General features: G+C 71.9%; 16 protein-coding genes. 9 read left to right on the top strand and 7 right to left on the bottom strand.

The window, feature by feature from the left end; translation table 11 throughout:
* Positions 1-23: 23 nt before the first annotated feature.
* From ACIGJO_RS19445 to ACIGJO_RS19430, 4 genes are read right to left on the bottom strand one after another with little or no spacing between them, the layout of a single operon-like run.
* Entirely contained in the window at positions 24-977 is a 954-nt protein-coding gene (locus tag ACIGJO_RS19445; RefSeq protein WP_399959525.1) for a DNA cytosine methyltransferase, read from the bottom strand.
* Positions 974-1,426, bottom strand: coding sequence for a very short patch repair endonuclease (locus ACIGJO_RS19440; protein ID WP_399959523.1), 453 nt, complete (start codon positions 1,424-1,426; stop codon positions 974-976). The genes ACIGJO_RS19445 and ACIGJO_RS19440 overlap by 4 nt, the downstream gene beginning before the upstream one ends.
* Positions 1,427-1,439: 13 nt before the next feature.
* Positions 1,440-4,382: a Z1 domain-containing protein gene (locus tag ACIGJO_RS19435; RefSeq protein WP_399959521.1), complete on the bottom strand. Its 2,943-nt coding sequence runs from the start codon at positions 4,380-4,382 to the stop codon at positions 1,440-1,442.
* 45 nt (positions 4,383-4,427) lie between these two features.
* Positions 4,428-5,957, bottom strand: coding sequence for an ATP-binding protein (locus tag ACIGJO_RS19430; RefSeq protein WP_399959519.1), 1,530 nt, complete (start codon positions 5,955-5,957; stop codon positions 4,428-4,430).
* 283 nt (positions 5,958-6,240) lie between these two features.
* On the opposite strand from ACIGJO_RS19430, the gene ACIGJO_RS19425 reads away from it, so the two are divergent.
* Genes ACIGJO_RS19425 through ACIGJO_RS19415 form a run of 3 tightly spaced genes read left to right on the top strand, consistent with a single transcriptional unit; the run spans position 6,241 to position 11,050 of the window.
* On the top strand, positions 6,241-6,747 hold the full coding sequence (locus ACIGJO_RS19425) for a hypothetical protein (RefSeq protein WP_399959516.1): 507 nt from the start codon (positions 6,241-6,243) through the stop codon (positions 6,745-6,747).
* A 5-nt stretch (positions 6,748-6,752) separates the two neighbouring features.
* Complete coding sequence (locus tag ACIGJO_RS19420; protein WP_399959514.1) at positions 6,753-9,590, top strand: substrate-binding domain-containing protein; 2,838 nt, start codon at positions 6,753-6,755, stop codon at positions 9,588-9,590.
* Entirely contained in the window at positions 9,587-11,050 is a 1,464-nt protein-coding gene (locus tag ACIGJO_RS19415) for an extracellular solute-binding protein (protein WP_399959512.1), read from the top strand. Before ACIGJO_RS19420 ends, ACIGJO_RS19415 begins: the two co-directional genes overlap by 4 nt.
* Positions 11,051-11,153: 103 nt before the next feature.
* On the opposite strand, the gene ACIGJO_RS19410 is transcribed toward ACIGJO_RS19415, so the two are convergent.
* Positions 11,154-12,161 carry an SEC-C metal-binding domain-containing protein gene (locus ACIGJO_RS19410; protein ID WP_399959509.1) on the bottom strand — a complete coding sequence of 336 codons (1,008 nt, stop codon included), beginning with the start codon at positions 12,159-12,161 and terminating at the stop codon, positions 11,154-11,156.
* Positions 12,162-12,449: 288 nt separating this feature from the next.
* Here ACIGJO_RS19410 and ACIGJO_RS19405 point away from each other — a divergent pair, with 288 nt between their 5' ends.
* The 6 genes from ACIGJO_RS19405 (at position 12,450) to ACIGJO_RS19380 (ending at position 17,343) form a co-directional block, all read left to right on the top strand.
* Entirely contained in the window at positions 12,450-13,211 is a 762-nt protein-coding gene (locus ACIGJO_RS19405; protein ID WP_399959507.1) for a class E sortase, read from the top strand.
* 48 nt (positions 13,212-13,259) lie between these two features.
* A complete protein-coding gene (locus ACIGJO_RS19400; RefSeq protein WP_399959750.1) occupies positions 13,260-13,418 on the top strand; it encodes a DUF3311 domain-containing protein in 159 nt (52 codons plus the stop codon).
* Positions 13,415-14,917: a sodium:solute symporter gene (locus ACIGJO_RS19395; protein ID WP_399959748.1), complete on the top strand. Its 1,503-nt coding sequence runs from the start codon at positions 13,415-13,417 to the stop codon at positions 14,915-14,917. The genes ACIGJO_RS19400 and ACIGJO_RS19395 overlap by 4 nt, the downstream gene beginning before the upstream one ends.
* 202 nt (positions 14,918-15,119) lie before the next feature.
* The gene (locus ACIGJO_RS19390) at positions 15,120-15,452 is read left to right on the top strand and encodes a DUF6412 domain-containing protein (RefSeq protein ID WP_399959505.1); all 333 of its coding nucleotides are present in this window, start codon (positions 15,120-15,122) and stop codon (positions 15,450-15,452) included.
* 99 nt (positions 15,453-15,551) lie between these two features.
* Positions 15,552-16,322 carry a YidC/Oxa1 family membrane protein insertase gene (locus ACIGJO_RS19385; protein WP_399959503.1) on the top strand — a complete coding sequence of 257 codons (771 nt, stop codon included), beginning with the start codon at positions 15,552-15,554 and terminating at the stop codon, positions 16,320-16,322.
* Between the two features lie 160 nt (positions 16,323-16,482).
* Complete coding sequence (locus ACIGJO_RS19380) at positions 16,483-17,343, top strand: fumarylacetoacetate hydrolase family protein (protein ID WP_399959501.1); 861 nt, start codon at positions 16,483-16,485, stop codon at positions 17,341-17,343.
* 78 nt (positions 17,344-17,421) lie between these two features.
* Here the strand turns inward: ACIGJO_RS19380 and ACIGJO_RS19375 are convergent, their stop codons facing one another.
* Both ACIGJO_RS19375 and ACIGJO_RS19370 read right to left on the bottom strand, forming a co-directional pair.
* Positions 17,422-17,901 carry a heme-degrading domain-containing protein gene (locus ACIGJO_RS19375; protein ID WP_399959499.1) on the bottom strand — a complete coding sequence of 160 codons (480 nt, stop codon included), beginning with the start codon at positions 17,899-17,901 and terminating at the stop codon, positions 17,422-17,424.
* Positions 17,898-19,022 (bottom strand): Gfo/Idh/MocA family oxidoreductase, encoded by a 1,125-nt coding sequence (locus ACIGJO_RS19370; RefSeq protein ID WP_399959497.1) that lies wholly within the window; start codon positions 19,020-19,022, stop codon positions 17,898-17,900. Before ACIGJO_RS19370 ends, ACIGJO_RS19375 begins: the two co-directional genes overlap by 4 nt.
* Between the last annotated feature and the right edge of the window lie 10 nt (positions 19,023-19,032).

Raw genomic sequence — 19,032 nt, 5'->3', positions numbered from 1 at the left:
GGGGTCGGCCGACCCGCTCGGGATCATGCGGCCAGGGCGGCCGCGACGGCCCGTCCCAGGGCTGTCCCGACGGGCGGCGGAGAGGCGTGGCCGATCTGGCGATAGCGTGCGGTCTTCTTCCCGGCGAATTCCCATTCCGGTGGAAATGCCTGCAGAAGGGCCGCCTGTGCGACGGTGAGCTTGATCATTCCCGTGGAGTCGTCGTCCGGTCCGGGAACGTCGTCGGCCAGCGCCCCACCGTTGACCCCCATGCGTTCCCAGGCCTTCTTGGTCCCCGTGAGCCCCAGGTCCGCGCCTCCCCGCTTGTCCGAGCCACCCACCAGGGTGGGAGCGACACTCAGCGCCTGTGCCGCCCACGCGTCCGCACCCGGCCAACCACGAGCTGCCATGGAGCGGTGCAGCGCGCTGCCGACCGGGACATGACTGTCGACCGTGGGCGCCGGCGGGCGGAACGCGTCGAAGTACCGCTCCTTCAGCGCGACGAGCACGCCCTGCTTGCGGTCCTGCGGCACGCCGAAGTCGGCCGCGTTCAGGACGAACCAGCGGAACCGGTACCCGAGGTGTTCCAGCTCCTTGCGGATGAATTCCCGGACGGCCTCGAAAGACGGGGAGTCGACCAGGCCGGGCACGTTCTCGATGAGCAGCGCCCGCGGTTGGACGGAGTGGGCGAGCAGCACCGCCGCCTCCAGCAGGCGCAGCTCCTCCTCCGTCTCCGTCCTCGCCGCGGTCGCGCTGGATTTCACGCGCGGCAGCCCGGCCGACAACAGGTCGACGTCGTAGGTCTGCGGATGCTCGTCCGGAACGAAGTCCAGCAGATCCATCTCCAGGACGTTCCATGCGGGCCGGTTCCGGCGAAGCGTCTCGCAGGCCACCGGCTTCCGGTCCAGGAGCAGGACGGGGTCGAAGCCCGCCTCCTCCAGCCCCAGCGCCAATCCGCCCGCGCCCGCGCACACATCGACGAACCGCAGTCTGCTCATAGGTCCCCACCCTTGTGTCGTGTCTGCCGTGCCTGTCGCTCCCGCTCGACGGCCGCCGCCACCTTCTCGGCGGCACCGGCCGGAGGTTCGTGCTCCCAGAACCGCAGTACGGTCCAGCCCGCCGAAGCCAGGTGCTCGGTCGTCTCCAGGTCCCGAGCCATGTTCCGGTCGAGCTTGTCCCGCCACCACTGGGCGTTCGACTTCGGTTGCGTCGCGTGCACGGGGCAGCCGTGCCAGAAGCAACCGTCGATCATCACGGCCACCTTGGCCCGGGTAAACGCGATGTCGATGGTCCGCCGGGGCATGTCCGGCACGCGCACGTTGACCCGGAAGCGGTACCCCTCCGCGTGCAGCAGCTTCCGCACCGCCACCTCGGGCGCGGTGTCGCGGCTCGCCTGGCGGCTCATCCGGGCGGAGACGTCGGGGGACGAAGGTTTGGCCGTGCTCATCACCACCAGTCTCCTACGTTCCGTCCGTCCCGCGTTCGATGATCGCCGAATCTCTCCTGGTGGAGTCGATGGTCCGGAAGCGCACCAGGCTCTGCTGCGGGCCTGTCGACGACCCCGGCGGAATCAGGGAGAAGGCCATGACGAGGTGCTCGGGGTCGATCGCTCCGGAGGCGGAGATGCGGGGTGCCCTGTCCTCCACCACGGGATACAGGACGAGTACGCCGCGTCGCTCGCGTACGAGCGATTCCACGACCTCGTTCCCCGCCCCTTTCTCCGTGTCCTTCGCGCGGGCGATCCGCAGCGCGGCCCCGCGGTGCTTCGGTTCACTGATGGCACCGAAGAGGTCGCCCCGACGCCTCACGCGGTGGGCGAGGGAGAGCGGGCGGGAGCCGAGGACAGTGGCGGCGACGCGGCGGGAGGACGTCTGCTGCGGAGCGATCACCAGCCAGTCGTCGATTCCCGAGCCGTGCTCGCCCGCGGTGAGCAGGGATTCCAGGTGCGGCGAGAACTGTGCGGGGGCGGACCACCGCAGATCGCACAGGACCTTGATCAGGGACTCGTGGTCGAGCGTGCCGAGCAGCGCCTCGTAGCTGTCACGGCCGCGGTGGGCCAGGGTGACGGGGGTGGGGTCGAGCGTGTCCAGGACCGGCCGCCACACCTCCGCGTTGTGCCGCAGGTCGGCGGCGCCCGTCGGGTAGGCCGTCGGCTCGACCCACTCGCCGGGGGAGCGGATCTCCACCAGCTCCGCGTTGAACATCTTGTTGCGGGCGGACGGCTTGATCCAGGAGAGGTGCTGGGAGACCAGGGGCGGGATCTGGGCCGGGGTGACCTGGGGTTTGCCGTCGATCAGGGTGGCGTAGCGGGTGAGCTGGGCGCGGAACGTTTCCTCGTCGCGGCAGATCGCCTCGAACGCCTCGTACAGGTCGACCGTCTTCGTCCTGCCCATCGGTTCCTCGCGGCCGATGTAGAGGCGGACCAGGTCGCGGTATCCGGGGCGGAAGCCGAACCAGCGGCCCATCTGCATCAGGGTGTCGGCCTGCTGGGTCTTGCGGCGGTAGTACGTCACCGTCAGGCCCTCGACCGTGAAGCCCCGGGAGAGCTTCGTGCCGCCGACCAGGATCTTCCACACGTTCGGGGTGCGGTCGAAGTCCAGGTCGGGCTGGGCGTAGTCGCGTTCGGAGTCGCCGTTGACGACGAGCACCGGGGTGCCGCCGGAGTTGATCAGCTGGCGGGCGCGGAAGACGTGCGGCTTCAGGTCCTCGTACGACGTGGGCGTGGGCAGCCCTTCGTCGGCGAAGCGCCGGAAGTCGGAGGCGAGAAGGGCGTCGAGGCGGTCGTGGCCCTCCTGGCCGGTGTAGGACGCCTTCTCCCACAGGGTCCTGATGCGATCGGCGAGGATCTTGTGCTCGGCCATGCGGACGGACTCGTGGACCAGCATCGTGTGGTGCCGGAACGGGCCGTCCGGGACTCCGCGGGCCGCGCGGTACAGCTTCAGGGCCCCGGTGAGGAGGAAGGCGTCCAGGGCCTCCTGGAGGCGGTCGCCCCGGGCGTCGTCGTGGATGCCCCGGATATGGGACTCCTCGGCGCCGCCGGCGGTGGACTCGTCGGTCCGGTCCAGGTCGTGGAAGTCCTGCACGCCCATGTAGCCGGTCGGGCGCGGCAGCGAGATCAGGAAGTCGCGCGGGAAGATGTCCTCGCCGTCGCCGGGGTCGACGAAGACGTTGGCGAACGGAGTGGCCGTGTAGCCGACGTACTGGGCGCGGGGCAGGAGGCCGAGCAGCTGGGAGATCTGGCCGTTGATGGCCGTACGGTCGACCTTGCCCGCCTCCCACTTCTTCGGGTCCGTCGTGTTCACCGAGGCCTGGTCGGACTCGTCGTCGATGATCAGCGCCGGGATCTCGGAGAGGACCATCGGGCCGATCTTCTTGAGGTCCGTGATGAGCTTGCCCAGTACGGACTTGTTCTTCTTGACGACCATCACGCGGGCGGCCGCCCGGTGCAGGTTGTCCGGTGCGTACAGCGGCTGTGTGCGGTCCTGCTTGTCGATCTCCAGGGCCCGGATCCCGGTGGCCAGGCTCTGGTAGTCGTCGTCGCGCGTGGTGAGGCGTTCGATGTCGAACGAGCCCCGCGTGGACGGGCGTCCGCCGTGGCTGACGAACTTCGCCGGCCAGTCCTCGTCGTCCTGGTAGTCGACACCGATCAGCGCGTCCAGGTCCGTGGGGTCGGCGCCGCGCAGGATGTTCTCCTGGCCGATCAGCTCCATGTCGAGCCGGCGCTGGGTCTGGCCGCGGAGGAGGTTCAGGGTGCCGCCGAGGACGATGACCAGGCGGTAGCCCGCGTCGATGGCCTTCGCCGTGACGCCGGTGAAGTTGGCGGTCTTGCCCGACTGGACGTAGCCGACGACCAGGCCGCGGGCCCCGTAGGCCTCGGTGCGCGTGGGGTCTGCGAGGCGCTCGACCACGGCGTGGCTCGCCTCGTCCAGACCGGAGACCGCCGCGTCCGACCAGCCCTTGCGGCGCAGCAGCCGCTCGTACGCGTCCCAGTAGAAGGCGCGGGCGGCCGCCGTGTCGCGGGAGTACCAGGCGGTCGGCGTCGTGCTGATGACGGTCGGGCCGGGCTCCTTGAAGACCGGGACCGCCCCGTCGAGCGCCTTGCGCAGGCCGGCGCCGAAGCCCAGGCGGGTGTAGGTGTCGGCGCGGCGCTCGTCGGTACGGGGAGGGGCGCACGACCACTCGGCCCGCTCCGCCAGGTCCCAGCCGGTCAGGGTGCGGTGCCACAGGGCGGTGAGTTCGTCGCCGGGGCCCGCGCCGAGGACGCGGTCCGCGAAGTGGCTCAGTTCGGTGTCGGCGGGTTCGTCGGCCTCCGCCAGGGCGAACGCCAGTTTGGCGAAGTGCTTGGGGCCCCGGCGCATCGCGCCCAGGACATCGCCGTGGAGGTTGAACAGGTGGTCGGTCATGGTGTGCTCACGCTTCCTCGGGTGGGTACGTCCGGATGGGGAAGGTCAGCGCGCGAGTTCGCAGCGCGCGGCCGTCACCAGGACGCTGTTCCACAGGGCGACGTTGTCGGTGTGGACGGCCCGGACCCGTTCCTTCTGGAAGATCTCGTTGACCATCAGGTAGAGCATGCTCTTCACCACCGGGGCGTCGTTCAGGCCGCCGCGCCGCCCTCCGTTGAAGACCTGCCGGTACTCCTTGTTGAGCCTGATCTCCCGTTCCTCGCGGTCGAGTTCGAAGAACAGGTCCGAGGGCAGCGTGTCCCAGCGGAACGTGATCGGGTCCTCGCCCTCCAGCTCGGGCAGCTCGTCGCGCAGGGTGCGCTTCAGCCGGGGGTCCAGGCCCCTGCCGGGCGGGATGACCGCCTTGCGCTGCGGCTCGGTGGCCCGCCGGGCCGCCTCCCGGTACGTCGTCTCCGCCTCCTGGAGGTACGTGGCGAAGCTGTGCCCCGTGCCGTCCACGGCCTTTTCGAGACCACGTGCGAAGGCGGGGGTGACCGTCACCCCGTCCTTCTTGACGGTGAGGCTGAAGACGTCGTTCGGCCCGGACGGCAGGTCGACGGCGATACGGGCCAGGGCGAGGTGTCCCTCGGCACTGCGGGTGCTGTTCCAGCCGCCCGCCTGGACGAGCCGGTCGTTGCGGTAGATGTAGAAGCCCTGGCGTTCGGCGAGCGGGCCGATGCCCCGGTAGCTGACCAGCGGGGACTTCGGCGGCCAGATGTGGGCGGTCAGCTCCACGTCGCCGACGCCCTCGACCGGGGCGGTGTACGTACGCGGGTAGCCGGGCCGGCCGGGGAGGCGGTAGCCGAACGGGTCGATCGGCTCGACCCCGCGGTGGTCCAGCTCCTCCTTCGTCGTCACGTCCTCGACGACGATGTCGACGTCGAAGTCCTCGCGGGCGAGGAAGCGGTGGAGATGGAGCCCGAGGTGGGTCTCCAGCTTCTCGATCGCGTCGTTGAGGAAGCGGTCGGCCTGGCCCGCGGTGACGGTCTCGAACGCGCGGACCCGGTCCCAGCGGACGATCGTGCCGTGCCACTCGATCAGTCCGTCGTACCGGTCGACGAGGTCCTGGCAGTAGCCGGGGTCGACGATGTCGCACGTGAAGTCGGCCTGGGCGCGGGCGGTCAGCCAGCGGCGTCCGGCCGACGGGCTGCGCTTGGTGCGGCTGATCACGGTGAGCGAGTCGGCGTGCGAGAGGGACGCGGCCTTGAGACCGGCGCCGAAGTGGCCGAGCGCGCTCTTCCCGTACTCCTGCCGGCCGCCGACCGTCATCGCGGTGTCGAGCGCCTCGTCGTTCATGCCGGAGCCGTCGTCCACCACGAGCAGGCTGACGAGCCGGTCCTCGTCGCGGAGGAAGCTGATCACGACACTGCGGGCGCCCGCGTCTATGGAGTTGTCGACCAGGTCGGCGATGGCCGCCTCGAAGCCGTATCCCTGGTGGGTCAGCGACTCGACGTAACGGGCGGCGGGCGGGAGCCGCTTGCTGCCGGTCGTCGGGATCTCGTACTGCCAGTCCGCGGACGGCTGATAGGGCGGCATGAAGACTTCCTCGCGCACACGGAACGGGGCCTGAGCGGGGAGACACGGCCCTGGGACGATTGCTGAATTGTGATCGTATGGCAAAGGTCGGACATCCGTGAATCCTCACCACTCGTGCCACGGCGCGTGGCCGGAAGTGGACCTTGAGCGAGAGGGGTGCCCGTGCCGCTCCCTCGCCGTTGTGCGGAACAAAGCAGTGCCTTGTGTCAACTCCCGTGAAATAATGGCTTGTTCGGTGGAGTCCGGCAGGGCGGGCGGCAACGGTGCCGATGGGGGCGGGCGGATGACTGACAGCGGGAACGCCGGTGGGCGGGCAGACGGGCAGGTCACGGGGGGCGGGAAGCGGGACGGGACCGTCGCGTTACGGATCACGGTGAGCGGTACGCACCGGCGCAGGGAGGATCTGGCCGCGCTCTGCGCCTGGCTGGAGAACGCGCCCGCGCTGACGGAGGCGCGGGGGTGGGCCGGGCTGGAGGTGGAACGGGGGGACTCGCTCGCCCAGAGCGAGTCCATGAGCGGCGAGCTGGTCCAGGACATCCTGCTCATCGTGGCCGCCGAGGCCGCCCGGCCGCTGGCCGACATCGCGTGGAACTCGGTGACGACCTGGCACCGCAACCGGCGCCGGCTCGCCAACAGCGAGGAGGATCCCCGCGTCAGCCTCGTGGCGGACGGCTTCGAGGACGACCCCGCGCTCAACCGGGACACGGACGAGCCACCGGCTCCCGACGACGATCCGGACCCCGGCGCGGGGGAGCACGGGCACGGTGGTGAACGGCCCGAGGGGGTATAGCCGTCGTGTCGCCGTACAACACACGCGGCGCGGGGAACCGCGGCAAGCGGCACCGCGCGGTGCTCATCGGCGTCGAGTCGTACGAGCACGAGATCGACCTGCCCGCGGTGTCGGAGAGCCTGCGGCTCATGGCCGAGGCGCTCACCCATGTGACATCCGGCGTGCTCGACGGGGCGGATCTCGTCGTCCTCCCCGACCCCGCCGAGAGGGAGGGGCGTCCGGGGGCGGCGCGGCCGGTGGATCCCTTCCAGGCGCACGCCGCGCTGCGGGCCGCCCGTGACGAGGTGGACGGGCTGCTCGTCGTCTACTTCGCCGGGCACGGGATCGTCCGCAGCGACGGCAGCGATCTGCATCTGCTGTTCAGCTCCTCGCGCGTCACCCAGGACCCGCTGCACCCCTTCGTGGACGCCCTGTCCTGGCGGAACGACGTGATGGCCGAGCTGCGGAAGGCGAAGGCCGACTGGGTCGTCGCCATCCTCGACTGCTGCTTCGCGGGCAACGCGCTGCACGAGTTCACGCCGGAGGTCCGGCAGAACTTCGCCGTGCTCATGGCGGCGGAGCCGGGCGTGGAGATCCCGCCCGGCGCCGAGGGCATCGGCACCGACTTCACCGTCGCCCTTCACGGGCTGCTGACCGGGCGGACCGCGGCCGACGAACCGGTCAGCTTCACCCGGATCGTCCCCGAGATACGGGAGGCGATGGCGCCCTTCAAAGCCGTCGACGGTCACCGGTGGGTTCCCGAGGAGCGACGGCACGGCGATGACGTCCTGCTCGCCCTGACACCGGCGAGCCGGCGGGTGAACTGCGTCCTCCCGCCTCCACCCCATCTACCACCGCCCGTGCCGCCCGAGGGCCCGGGTGAGCCGGGTGAAAAGGGAGAGCCGGGTGAGCCCAAGCCGGAGGCCGTCGAGCCGGGCGTGCCCGAGACCGCGTACGTCGAGACGGACGCGCCCAGGACCGCGCCCGTTCGCGCTGAGCAGGGCGGTGCCGTCGACCGGGTACGTCAGCGTCTGCGGGCCCTCCGCCGGAAACGGGCCATCGCGCTCACCCTCGCCCTCGCGGTCGGTGCCGGAGCGGTCCTCTGGGCGGCCCCGGACTGGCCGCCGGGCGGCGGACGCGGCGGCTGCACCCCGCCCATGGAGCTGCGGGTCCTCGTCGACCCCGATGTCCTGCCCACCGTGCAGAAGGCCGCCGACGCCTATACGAACCGGGACGCGGAGGGCTGCCGCACCGTCGGGATCGGTGTCTACGCGGGCAAGTCCACCGACGCGGTGGACGCGTTCCGGTCCGCCGCCCTGTGGCAGTCGCCGCTCCCCACGTGCCCCGTGTCCGGGGACTGCCTGCGGCCCCAGCGGGACCTCGGCGCGCAGCCGGACATCTGGATCCCGGCGGCCGGGAGCACCCTCGCGCGGGTGCGGGAAGGGCAGAGCGGGTCCGCGCGGGAGACGGTGAGGCTCGCCGGGCTGGGGCCGCTGGCCTTCACCCCGATGGTGCTCGCCGTTCCCGACCTCGGGCCCTCGGCGGTCGGTGCGCGGACCCGTGCCCCGCTCGGCTCGCTCATCGCCGGGCTGAGGACCGGCCGGCCCGCCGGTGAGGAACCGTTGGAGGTGCTGCGGCCCGATCCCGAGGGCACGGACGGGGCGCTGCTGTCCACGGCCGCGCTGTACGACTCGTTCTCCGCCGGGGAGCCCTCCGCCGGGGAGCCTTCGGCCATCGAGGCTGGGATGGCCGACCGGCTCCGGCCGATGCCCGGCACGGCGCGCGACCTGATGTGCGCGCTGTCCGACGGGTCCCGCAACACCCTGGAGAACCGGGCCGCCGTGCTGGTCCCCGAACAGACCATGGCGCTGTTCAACCTGCCGTCCAAGGTCTCCGTGCAGGGCACCCGCCCCTCCTGCGCCAGCGACACCCTCCAGCACCGTACGGCCCGCTACCCCACCGACGTACCGGTGCTGGGGCTGCCGTTCGTCCGGGTCACCTGGACCGACGCCGACCGGGACACGAAGGCGCGCGAGCGGGCGGTGAAGGACTTCTACGACTGGCTGGTGGGGGACCCCGACGCACGGGCGCTCTTCGTGCGGGACGGGTTCCGGGATGTCGAGGACGGCAAGCCGGCGCCACCGGGACCCACCTCGCCGCTGCGTGCTCCCGCCAACGACGGGGCGGTGAGCCTCGACATCCCGGATTCGGACTCCCTCATGTCGGTGGCCTCGATCGCCGGTGCGCTGAGCAACTACCGGAAGGCCCTCGGACCCGGCCGGGTCCTCTATCTGCTCGACAACTCGACGTCCATGGAGGACAAACGGGTCTGGTCCGGGCCCGGCCGCGCCAAGGAGCTGGTGACCCGGTCGTTGCGTTCGCTCGGTACGTCGGACCAGTACGGGGTGTGGACGCTGGCCCCCGAGAAGAAGGCGAAGAAGAAGACGGATCACCCGGACGTCGTCCGGTACGGGAAGAACCCGCTGACCGGTGCGCAGAAAGCGGTCGGGGAGGCGAAGGCGGTGAACGCCGACGCGGACATCGTCACCGGGCTGACCGACGCGCTGGGGACGCTCCGGAGCGGCTCGTCGGGCGCCGATCCCCGGCTGATCGTTCTGATCACCGACGACGAGGACTCCTCGGAGCTGAAGCGGAAGGACATCGAGGCGGTGGTGAAGGCAGCGGGTCAGGGGGCGCGCGTCCGTGTGGTCGCGGTCTCCCTGCGCCCCGACGGCTGTGCGCCGGGACGGCTCAACCAGCGGCTCGCCGAGGTCACTGGGGGGCGCTGCCTGGATCCGTCGGACAGCATCGCGACGGAGCTGACGGCCGAGGTCGCGAAGACCGGTACGGGGGACGCGGAATGAGTACGACGGGAAGAGACATCCGAGGGAGCCGGTGGCACCGGACGCGTCGCCTGCGCCTCGTCGCGCTCGGCGCGCTGTTCGCCCTCGCCGCGCCGGCGTGCTCCGGCGGCTCCGGCGGTGAAGGGCCCGGCCCGGACGCGAGCGGGAAGGGTCCCGGTACGACAGCCGCCGGGCCCATCGTCGTGGCCAGCGGTCTCGATGTGACCGGCTCCGGCGGCGTACGGCAGCAGCTCATCGAGGAGTGGAACCGGCAGCACCAGGATGATCCCGCCCTCCGGGCCAAGCTCGTCGAACTCCCCGGCGGTGCCGACCAGCAGCGCAGCCAGCTGCTCGGCGCACTCCAGTCGGGCAGCGCCGCGTACGACGTGGTCAACCTCGACATCACCTGGATACCCGAGTTCGCCGAGGCGGGTCTCATCCAGGCACTGCCCGCCGACGAAGCGGATGATCCGGACTTCATCCCCCGGGTGCAGAGCACCACGCTCTGGGAGGGCCGCAGTTACGCCAGGCCCTTCAACAGCGATGTCGGGCTGCTGTACTACCGTCGCGACCTGCTCCAGAACGGCGGGATCACCGAGGACCGGATGCCCAACAGCAGCTGGACCTGGGAGAGCCTCTACGCCTCCATCACCACCCTCGACAACGGCACTCTCGACCGGGAGCGAGGCGAGGCGGGCTGGACCACCCAACTCCGCCAGTACGAGGGGCTGACCGTCAACACCATCGAGGCCTTCGCCGCCGTCGGCGTGGAACTCGTGCGGGACGACGGCACGTACCGGTCCGACCCGGCGGAGCTGAAGAAAGGCCTCAACGAACTGCTCCGGCACGCCGACAACGACCGGCTGCTGCCCGCCGCGCTCTCCTCGGACGAGAACGCCACCCTGGCCGACTTCGCCGCCGGACGCGTCGCGTACCTGCGCCACTGGCCGTACGCCTACGGGGCGTTGCAGAGCCTGCTGAAACCCGGGCAGTACGCGGTCACGGCCCTGCCCGGCCACGCCGTGCTCGGCGGCCAGAACCTCGCCGTCACCGCGGACTCCCCGCGAGCGGAGAACGCCCGCGGGCTGACCAAGTTCCTGACCTCGCCGGAGAGCGAACGCTGCCTGCTCGACGCGGGGTTCGCCGCCACCCGCACCTCGGCCTACGAGCCCACCGCGATGTCCCGGCCCTGCTGGCCGGCGGTCGCCGCGGCCCTGCGCCCGGCCGGCAGCGCCCCCGGCGCGCCCGTGACGGGCGAGGGCAGGGCGCAGATTCCCACGGAGTCCGCCCGCGCCGCCTTCACCCGCACGCTGAGCGAGGCGCTGAAGACCGCGGTGCAGCGGCCACGCACCCCGTACTACGGGGCGTTCACGCAGGTGCTCCAGTCGAAGGCGCACGATCTGCTGACCGAGGGTTCCCCCGACATCGACGCGGCCGAGGAACTCGACAAGGCCCTCGAAGCCGCCTTCGAGGGCCGGTAGCCGACGCTCCGGCAGGGCGCCGGGGTCCGGCAGGGCGCGGGCTCCGGCAGGGCTCCGGGGCTTCGCGGGACCCGGCGGGTCACGGGGTCACGGGGGCACGGGGTCACGCGGCCCCGTGGCACTCCCGGTAGGTGTTTCCCGAGCCGCACCAGCACGCCGCGCCGCGGGCCGGCGGCCAGGGGACGGCCCGGCCGCGGGCGGCGAGGGTGGTGGCGTACTGGGGGAGCAGGTCGGGATCGGCCGGGGACGCTGCCTCCGACGCGGCGAACGCCTCGTACGAGGGCACCGTGCCCGTGACGATGCCGAGATTCGGGGTGCCCGCCGCGTGCAGATCGCGCAGGGCGGCCTCCAGCCGGTCCAGATGGGCCTCGTGCGTGACGTACTCGGCCGCCAACCCCGGGTAGGCGGTGAGCAGTTCGCCCAGCTCCTCGGCGGTCCAGTGCAGCACGGCGACCGGGAACGGCCGGGACAGCGCCGTGCGGTAGGTGCCCAGTTCCGCGCGGAGCCGGGTGATTTCGGCCTTCAGTTCGCCGGGGTCGGAGGAGCCGAGCGCCCACACCCGCTTCGGGTCGTGCAGCTCGTCGAGCGGGACGGCGGCCGTGTGCAGGGCGTCGGCCAGCTCGTCCCAGGGGTCGTGTCCGACCCCCATCAGCCTCCGGACGCGATGGCGCCCGGTCAGCAGGGCCTGGGTGGCGTACGGGACTTCCTCGCCCGGCGCCAGCAGCAGGGTCAGCGCGGCCGAGAAGACGTCATGGGCCGACTCCAGCTCGTCGTGGGCCTCCAGCGTCTGGGCGGCGATGTCCCACGGGGCTGCTTCCGGCGGGCCCGCGGCGCGGATGCCGTCGATGATCGCGCGGGCCTCGGCCTCGTGCCCGTACTCCCAGAGGTTGGCCGCCTTGAGCGCCTTGACCAGGTGCGGGTTGTCGACGGTGGCGTCGGGGGCGGCGAGCAGTTCGTCGTAGAGGGTGCTGGCGCGGGCGCGATCACCGGCGAGTTCCAGATGGGCCGCGGCCTGGAGGACCAGCGGCTCGCGGTCCTCGGGGTACTGCGCCGCGGTACGCAGCAGGCGCTCGGCTTCGGTGGTGTGGTCGGCAGGCGTGTCGGGGCGCATGAACCACACGGTACTGCCGTACGGCAACGGGAGGGAGGACGGGGAGAACCCCGCCGGGTACCGGGAGAACCCTGGTGGGTTACGGGGATTGCCCCTATCGTGCGGCCCGTGCGGGAGCGGGAGCGGATACCGGTCGTGGTGCAGGGGAGCGCGCGAGGACGGCTGTCGGCCGTGCTGCGGCGGCTCCCGCGGCAGCCGTGGAACCCGCGGAACCCATGGGGCCCGGGGCGCTCGTCGGGCGTGCGGAGGACGCGGCACCCGCGGGACGGTGGGCCGCCCGGCTCGCGGATGCGGAGCGCCGCCGCGCGCGGACTGTGGACCGGAGCCGAGCTGGCGATCACCCTCGGCGTCGTCCTGCTCCTCCTCGTCGCCCATCAGCTGTGGTGGACCAACCGGCAGGCCCGCGAGGGCGCCGAGCACGAGGTGCGCGCCCTTCAGCGCGACTGGCGGCAGGACTTGCGGCAGGACCCGGACGGCACCGGTACCGCGACCGCGCCCGGTGCCGCGCCCGGTGCCGCCCCGGACGAGCGGCCGCGCGACGGGCGCACCGGCCCGTCCTCCGCCCCGCGCTGGGACCAGGCGTACGCCGTCCTGCGCATCCCGCGCATCGGCCTCACCGCCCCCGTCGCCCAGGGCATCAGCAGGAGCGGCGTCCTCGACAAGGGATACGTCGGGCACTACCCCCGCACCGCGCAGCCCGGCCGGCCGGGCAACTTCGCGGTCGCCGGACACCGCAACACCCACGGCGAACCGTTCCGCCGCATCGACCGGCTGCGGCGCGGCGACCGGATCACCGTCGAGACCCGGGAGGCCGTCTACACGTACACCGTCGACAAGAGCCTCGCGCGCACGACGGCGGCGGACAGCGGGGTCATCGCCACCGTGCCGCGCAGCAATGTGCGGACGTCGGCCGGGTACAGCACCCCGGGGTACTACCTGACGCTGACGACGTGCACGCCCGAGTTCACCTCCCGTTACCGGCTCATCGTGTGGGGCACGCTCACCGCGATGCGCCCGAGGCAGCCACCGGGGCCGGGGGCCGGGGAGTAGGGTCCCGGAGTGCTCAGAGTCCTCAAGACACGTCCGCAGCTGCTGTGGCTGCTGGTCCCCTATGTGCTGTACCTGGGGGCGCTGCCGTTCGTGAACCGGGTCCAGCCCGTGGTGTTCGGGCTGCCGTTCCTCTTCGTGTGGCTGCTGGGGGCGACCCTGCTGACACCCGTGGCGGTATGGCTGACCAGGCGGGGGGACCGCCGGTGAACGCCGCCGTGGCGACCTCCGTCTTCGCCGTCTTCATGGTCGCGACCGTCGCCCTCGGTCTGCTCGCGATGCGCGGGCGCGGTGGTGGCTCGGGCGGCCTCACCGAGTGGTCGGTCGGCGGCCGGAGCCTGGGCCCCGTCTTCATCTGGGTGCTGATGGCCGGTGAGGGCTACACCAGTTTCAGCTACCTGGGCGCCGCGGGCTGGGGCTACAACTACGGTGCACCCGTTCTGTACGTCGTCGCGTACATGTCCTGCGGATACGCCATCGGCTATGTCGTCGGCCCGATGCTGTGGGCGTACGCGCGCCGGCACGGTCTGGTCGGGATCACCGACATGGTGGCGCACCGCTTCGGGCGGCCGTGGCTCGGTGCGGTGGTCGCGGTGCTGGCGACCGTGTTCCTGCTGCCGTACATCCAGCTCCAGATCACCGGCATGGGCGTCGTCGTCTCGACCATCTCCTACGGCGCGATCAGCCTGAACTGGGCGTACTTCGTCGCCTTCGCCGTCACCACCGGCTTCGTCGTGGTCAGCGGACTGCGCGGCAGCGCGTGGGTGTCCGTGCTGAAGGACGTCCTCGTCATCGCCACCCTGGGCTTCCTCGCCCTCTACGTCCCCCTGCACTACTTCGACGGGTACGGGCCCTTCCTCGACCGGCTCGTCACCGAGAAGAGCGAGTGGCTGACCCTCCCCGGCCACGGTGACAGCGGACTCGGGCAGGCGTGGTTCATCAGCACGTCGTTCCTGAACTCGCTGACCGTGGTCATCTTCCCGACCACCGTCGCCGGGTACCTCGGGGCGCGGAACGCGGACGCCCTGCGCCGCAACGCGATGTATCTGCCCGCGTACAACATCCTGCTGTTCGTGCCGATGCTGCTCGGCATGGCCGCGCTGTTCGTGGTGCCGGGGCTGGTCGGCGCGGAGTCGAACCTCGCCCTGTTCAAGCTGGTCGTGGACTCGCTGCCCGCCTGGGCCGTCGGGATCATCGGGGTCGCCGCCGCGCTGTCCTCGATCGTTCCCATGGCCGTCTTCATGCTGGTCATCGGCACGATGTGGGGCCGCAGCGTGCTCTCGCTCGTGCCGCGCTGGGAGCAGCGGCAGAAGGGCGCCGCGCAGGTGGTCGTGGTGGTGGCGGGCGGCCTCGCGCTGCTGCTCACGTACACCGCGCCGAACACCCTCGTACGGCTCTCCCTCATCTCGTACGAGGGGATGGCGCAGCTGCTCCCCATGGTGCTGCTGGCGCTGGTGTGGCGGAGGCTGACCCTGGCCGGGGCGTTCAGCGGGCTGGCCGTCGGGGTGGCCGTGGTCTGTGTGCTCGTCTTCACGGGGAACGATCCGGTGTGGGGGGTGAACGCCGGGCTGGTCGCGCTCGCCGCGAACCTGGCCGTCGCGCTGGCCGTGACGTTCGCGGGACCGCGCGAGCGGGACGAGCGGCCCGATGACGAGGTGCTGGCGAAGGACGAGCTGGAGCCGCCGGCGGCCCGTACGGCCGAGGCCTGAACGTCCGCGCGGCCGTGGTGCGGACGTCCGCGCGGCCGGCGCGTGAACCGCTCGCGCGGTCCGGGTGCGCACGCCCTCGCGGTCCGGGCGTGAACGTCCGTGCGGCTCCGGTGCGGCGGGTGCCATCGTGTATAACGAACGGAGTGGCGGATGCGCGTACGCGTGTCCGCCACATCAGGGAGCGTCACGAGAGGAGGGGCCGATGCGGGACACGAACCATCTGCGCGGCGCCTTCCCGCGGCTGCTCCGGCCCATCGGCCTGCTGGTCCTCTTCCTCACCGAGGTGCTCCTCGCCGAGGGCGGCAGCCTCTCCGCCGCCGTCGCGCTCGCCGCCACCGCCGCCGCGGGCTCCGCACTCCTCGCGTGCTCGGTCATCAGTGCCCGCTGCGCCGCCCCGGTGCCCCGCACCCGGGTCCGTACCGCCATCAGGGACCGGGAGAAACGCACCGCGTTCCTGCCCCAGCGGGACCCCGACGCCAGGGGCCGCACCAGGCCCCGAGCTCCCGGCCGCGCCCTCCTGACGGCCGCCGCGTAGGGCTTCCCTTCCTCTTTTCCGCAACGGACGCACCCCGCGCGGGCCGTCATGCCGAGTTCTTTTCATCCCGGCACGACGAGACCCCCGGAGGGCTCACCCATGTCCGCTTTCATGTCCGCCTTCGCGAGCTTGGTCGGCTCGCTCGCCGACCTGCTCCAGCCGCTCTTCCAGGGCGCGTCCGCGGCTGCCGCGATCGTCCTGTTCACCGCCCTCGTACGGCTGGCCGTGCACCCGCTGTCGCGGGCCGCGGCACGCGGGCAGAAGGCCAGGACCAAGCTCCAGCCGCAGATCGCCGAACTGCGCAAGAAGCACGGCAAGAACCCCGAGCGGATGCAGAAGGCCCTCATGGAGCTGCACGCCAAGGAGAAGGTCTCGCCGCTCTCCGGCTGCCTGCCCAGCCTGCTCCAGATGCCCGCGTTCTTCCTGCTGTACCACCTGTTCTCCAGCCGGAGTATCGGCGGTGAGCCCAACGAACTGCTCGGCCACCAGCTCCTGGGGGCGCCGCTCGGCGAACGCTGGAACGACGCGCTCTCGGACGGTGGTGCCTTCGGCGCGTCCGGCCTGGTCTACCTGGGGCTCTTCGCGATCGTCGCGGCCGTCGCCACCTTCAACTACGGGCGGACCAAGCGCCAGATGGCCGCCAACCCCATGACGCCCGCCACCGGCCCCGACGGACAGCCGGTGCCCGGCATGGGGGCGATGACCAAGCTGATGCCGCTGATGTCCTTCGCGACGCTGTTCACCGTCGCGGTCGTCCCGCTCGCCGCCGCCCTGTACGTGGTCACGAGCACCACCTGGACCGCAGTCGAGAGGGCCTGGCTCTACCGCGACGTGCCGGCCGCCGGTGCCGCCATGGCCCCCACGATGTAGGGCGCGGGGCGGGGCGCCGGTCCGGTGCGGACAGGGGCGCGCCGGACCAGTATGTGAACAGGGTCTTGCGGAGTGATCCGATGTCTTGGAGGATCGGCCAAGCCTCTCGCTGGCCGCAACCCACCGACGGGCTCGATCTCGACCAAGGGGAGTTGGACCGTTGAAGCTGCTTCGAGTCGGTACGGCGGGCGCGGAACGACCCGCGCTTCTTGACCGCGACGGGACCCTGCGCGACCTTTCAGGGATCATTCCGGACATCGACGGCGATCTGTTCGCCGACGACGCGGCGCTCGCCCGGGTCCGGGAGGCCGCCGCCGCGCCCGGTGAACTGCCCGCGCTGGACGCGGAAGGGCTGCGGGTCGGCCCGCCGCTCGGCCGGATCGGCAAGATCGTGTGCATCGGGCTGAACTACCACGACCACGCCACCGAGACCGGCGCGGCGGTCCCGGACGAGCCGATCCTGTTCTTCAAGGCACCGGACACCGTCGTCGGACCCGAGGACACCGTGCTGGTGCCGCGCGGCAGCCGCAAGACGGACTGGGAGGTCGAGCTCGCCGTGGTCATCGGGCGCACCGCCCGCTACCTGGACTCCGCCGAGGAAGCGCTCGGCCATGTCGCGGGCTACGCCACGGCGCACGATGTCTCCGAGCGGGAGTTCCAGATCGAGCGCGGCGGCACCTGGGACAAGGGCAAGAACTGCGAGACGTTCAACCCGCTGGGCCCCTGGCTGGTGACGGCCGACGAGATCCCCGACCCGCAGGCGCTGCCGCTGCGGCTCTGGGTCAACGGCGAGCTGAAGCAGAACGGCACCACCGCCGACCAGATCTTCCCGGTCGGCGAGGTGGTCCGCTATCTCAGCCACTTCATGACGCTGTACCCGGGCGATGTGATCAACACCGGTACCCCGGCCGGGGTCGCCCTGGGGCAGCCCGAGCCGAAGCCGTATCTGAGGGCGGGCGATGTCGTCGAGCTGGAGATCGAGGGGCTGGGGCGGCAGCGCCAGGAGCTGAAGGACGCCTGACCGGCCCGCGGCGGACGGAAGGGGCGGGCGCGCGGACATCTCGCGGCACCCGCCCCTTCCCCGGTTCCGCCGGCCCGCTCAGGCGCCCTGCGACGAGACGAACCGCTCCAGCGCCTCGGTGACCAGCGCGTGGTCCTCGGCCTGCGGCAGGCCGGAGACCGTGACCGTGCCGATCACCCCCGCGCCCTCGACGGCGATCGGGAACGAACCGCCGTGCGCGGCGTAGACGTCCGGGTCCAGCCGCGAGGACTCCTCGAACGTCGTCCCCCTCGCCCGGAACCGGGTGCCGACCAGGTACGAGCTCTCACCGTACCGCTCCACGACCCGGCGCTTGCGGTCGATCCACGCGTCGTTGTCCGCGCTGGATCCGGGCAGCGCGGCATGGAAGAGCTGCTGGGCGCCGCGCCGGATGTCGATCGCGACCGGGGCGTGCCGCTCGCGGGCCAGCGCGACCAGGAGACCGCCGAGGGCGTACGCGTCGTCGTAGCCGAAGTGCGGCAGCCGCAGGCTCCGCTCCTGGGCGATGAGCTCGGAAATGGTCGGAGCGCTGAGGCTCATGCGGACAGCTCCTCGTCGGTGAACGCGTTCTCGTCGTGGTGCGGCAGCAGGGTGACGGAGACGCCCTCGCGGGCCGAACGGCGGGCGGCCTCCAGGACGTCCAGCGCGGCGGCGGCCTGGAGGGCGGTCACCGGATTCGGGCCCGTGCCGCGCACGGCAGCGGCCACGGCGGCGTAGTACGCGGGGTAGTCGCCCGGCAGCGTACGGACCGGGTCGCCGCCGCCCGTCAGCGGGGACTCGCCCGATCCCAGGCGGCCCCACAGCTCCTCGGGCTCCTCGCCCCAGGGCTCACCGGCGACCGGACGCAGGCCCGCGCGCAGGGCGGCCTCCTGCGGGTCCAGCCCGTACTTCACATAACCGGCCGTCGAGCCGAGCACCCGGAACCGCGGGCCGAGCTGGGCCGCCGTGGCGCTGACGTACAGATGCGAGCGGACCCCGTTGGCATGCGTGATCGCCAGGAACGTGTCGTCGTCGGCGGCGGCACCCGGACGGCGTACGTCGGACTCCGCGTACACCTGCACGGCCGGGCCGAAGAGGAAGAGCGCCTGGTCCACGACATGGCTGCCCAGGTCGTACAGCAGCCCGCCGATCTCGTCCGGGTCGCCGGACTCCCGCCAGCCGCCCTTGGGGTGCGGACGCCAGCGTTCGAAGCGGGACTCGAAGCGCAGCACCTCGCCCAGGCCGCCGTCGGCGATCAGCCGGGCGAGCGTACGGAAGTCGTTGTCCCAGCGGCGGTTCTGGAAGACCGAGAGCAGCAGCCCGCGCTCCTTCGCCAGCGCGGCCAGCTCCCGGGCCTCGGCGGCGGTGCCGGCCAGCGGCTTGTCCACGACCACCGGCAGACCCGCTTCGAGCACGGCCCCGGCGAGCGGCACATGCGTCTTGTTCGGAGTGGCGATCACGATCAGGTCCAGCTCGTCCGCACGCCGCAGGAGCTCATCGGACGACGCGGCGAACCGCACCCCGGGGAACTCGGCGCGGGCCTGCGCCTGCCGCTCCTCGTTCGACGTGACGACCGTGTCGAGGGCCAGGCCCTCCGTCGCGGCGATCAGGGGGGCGTGGAAGACGGAGCCGGCCAGACCGTAGCCGACGAGGGCGACGCGAAGGGGAGCGTTGGCAGTCATGCGATCCACT

Origin of the sequence: Streptomyces sp. NPDC079020, assembly GCF_044542225.1 — a bacterium.
In the GTDB taxonomy this organism is placed as follows: domain Bacteria; phylum Actinomycetota; class Actinomycetes; order Streptomycetales; family Streptomycetaceae; genus Streptomyces.
This window is presented reverse-complemented; position numbering and strand designations above follow the sequence as displayed.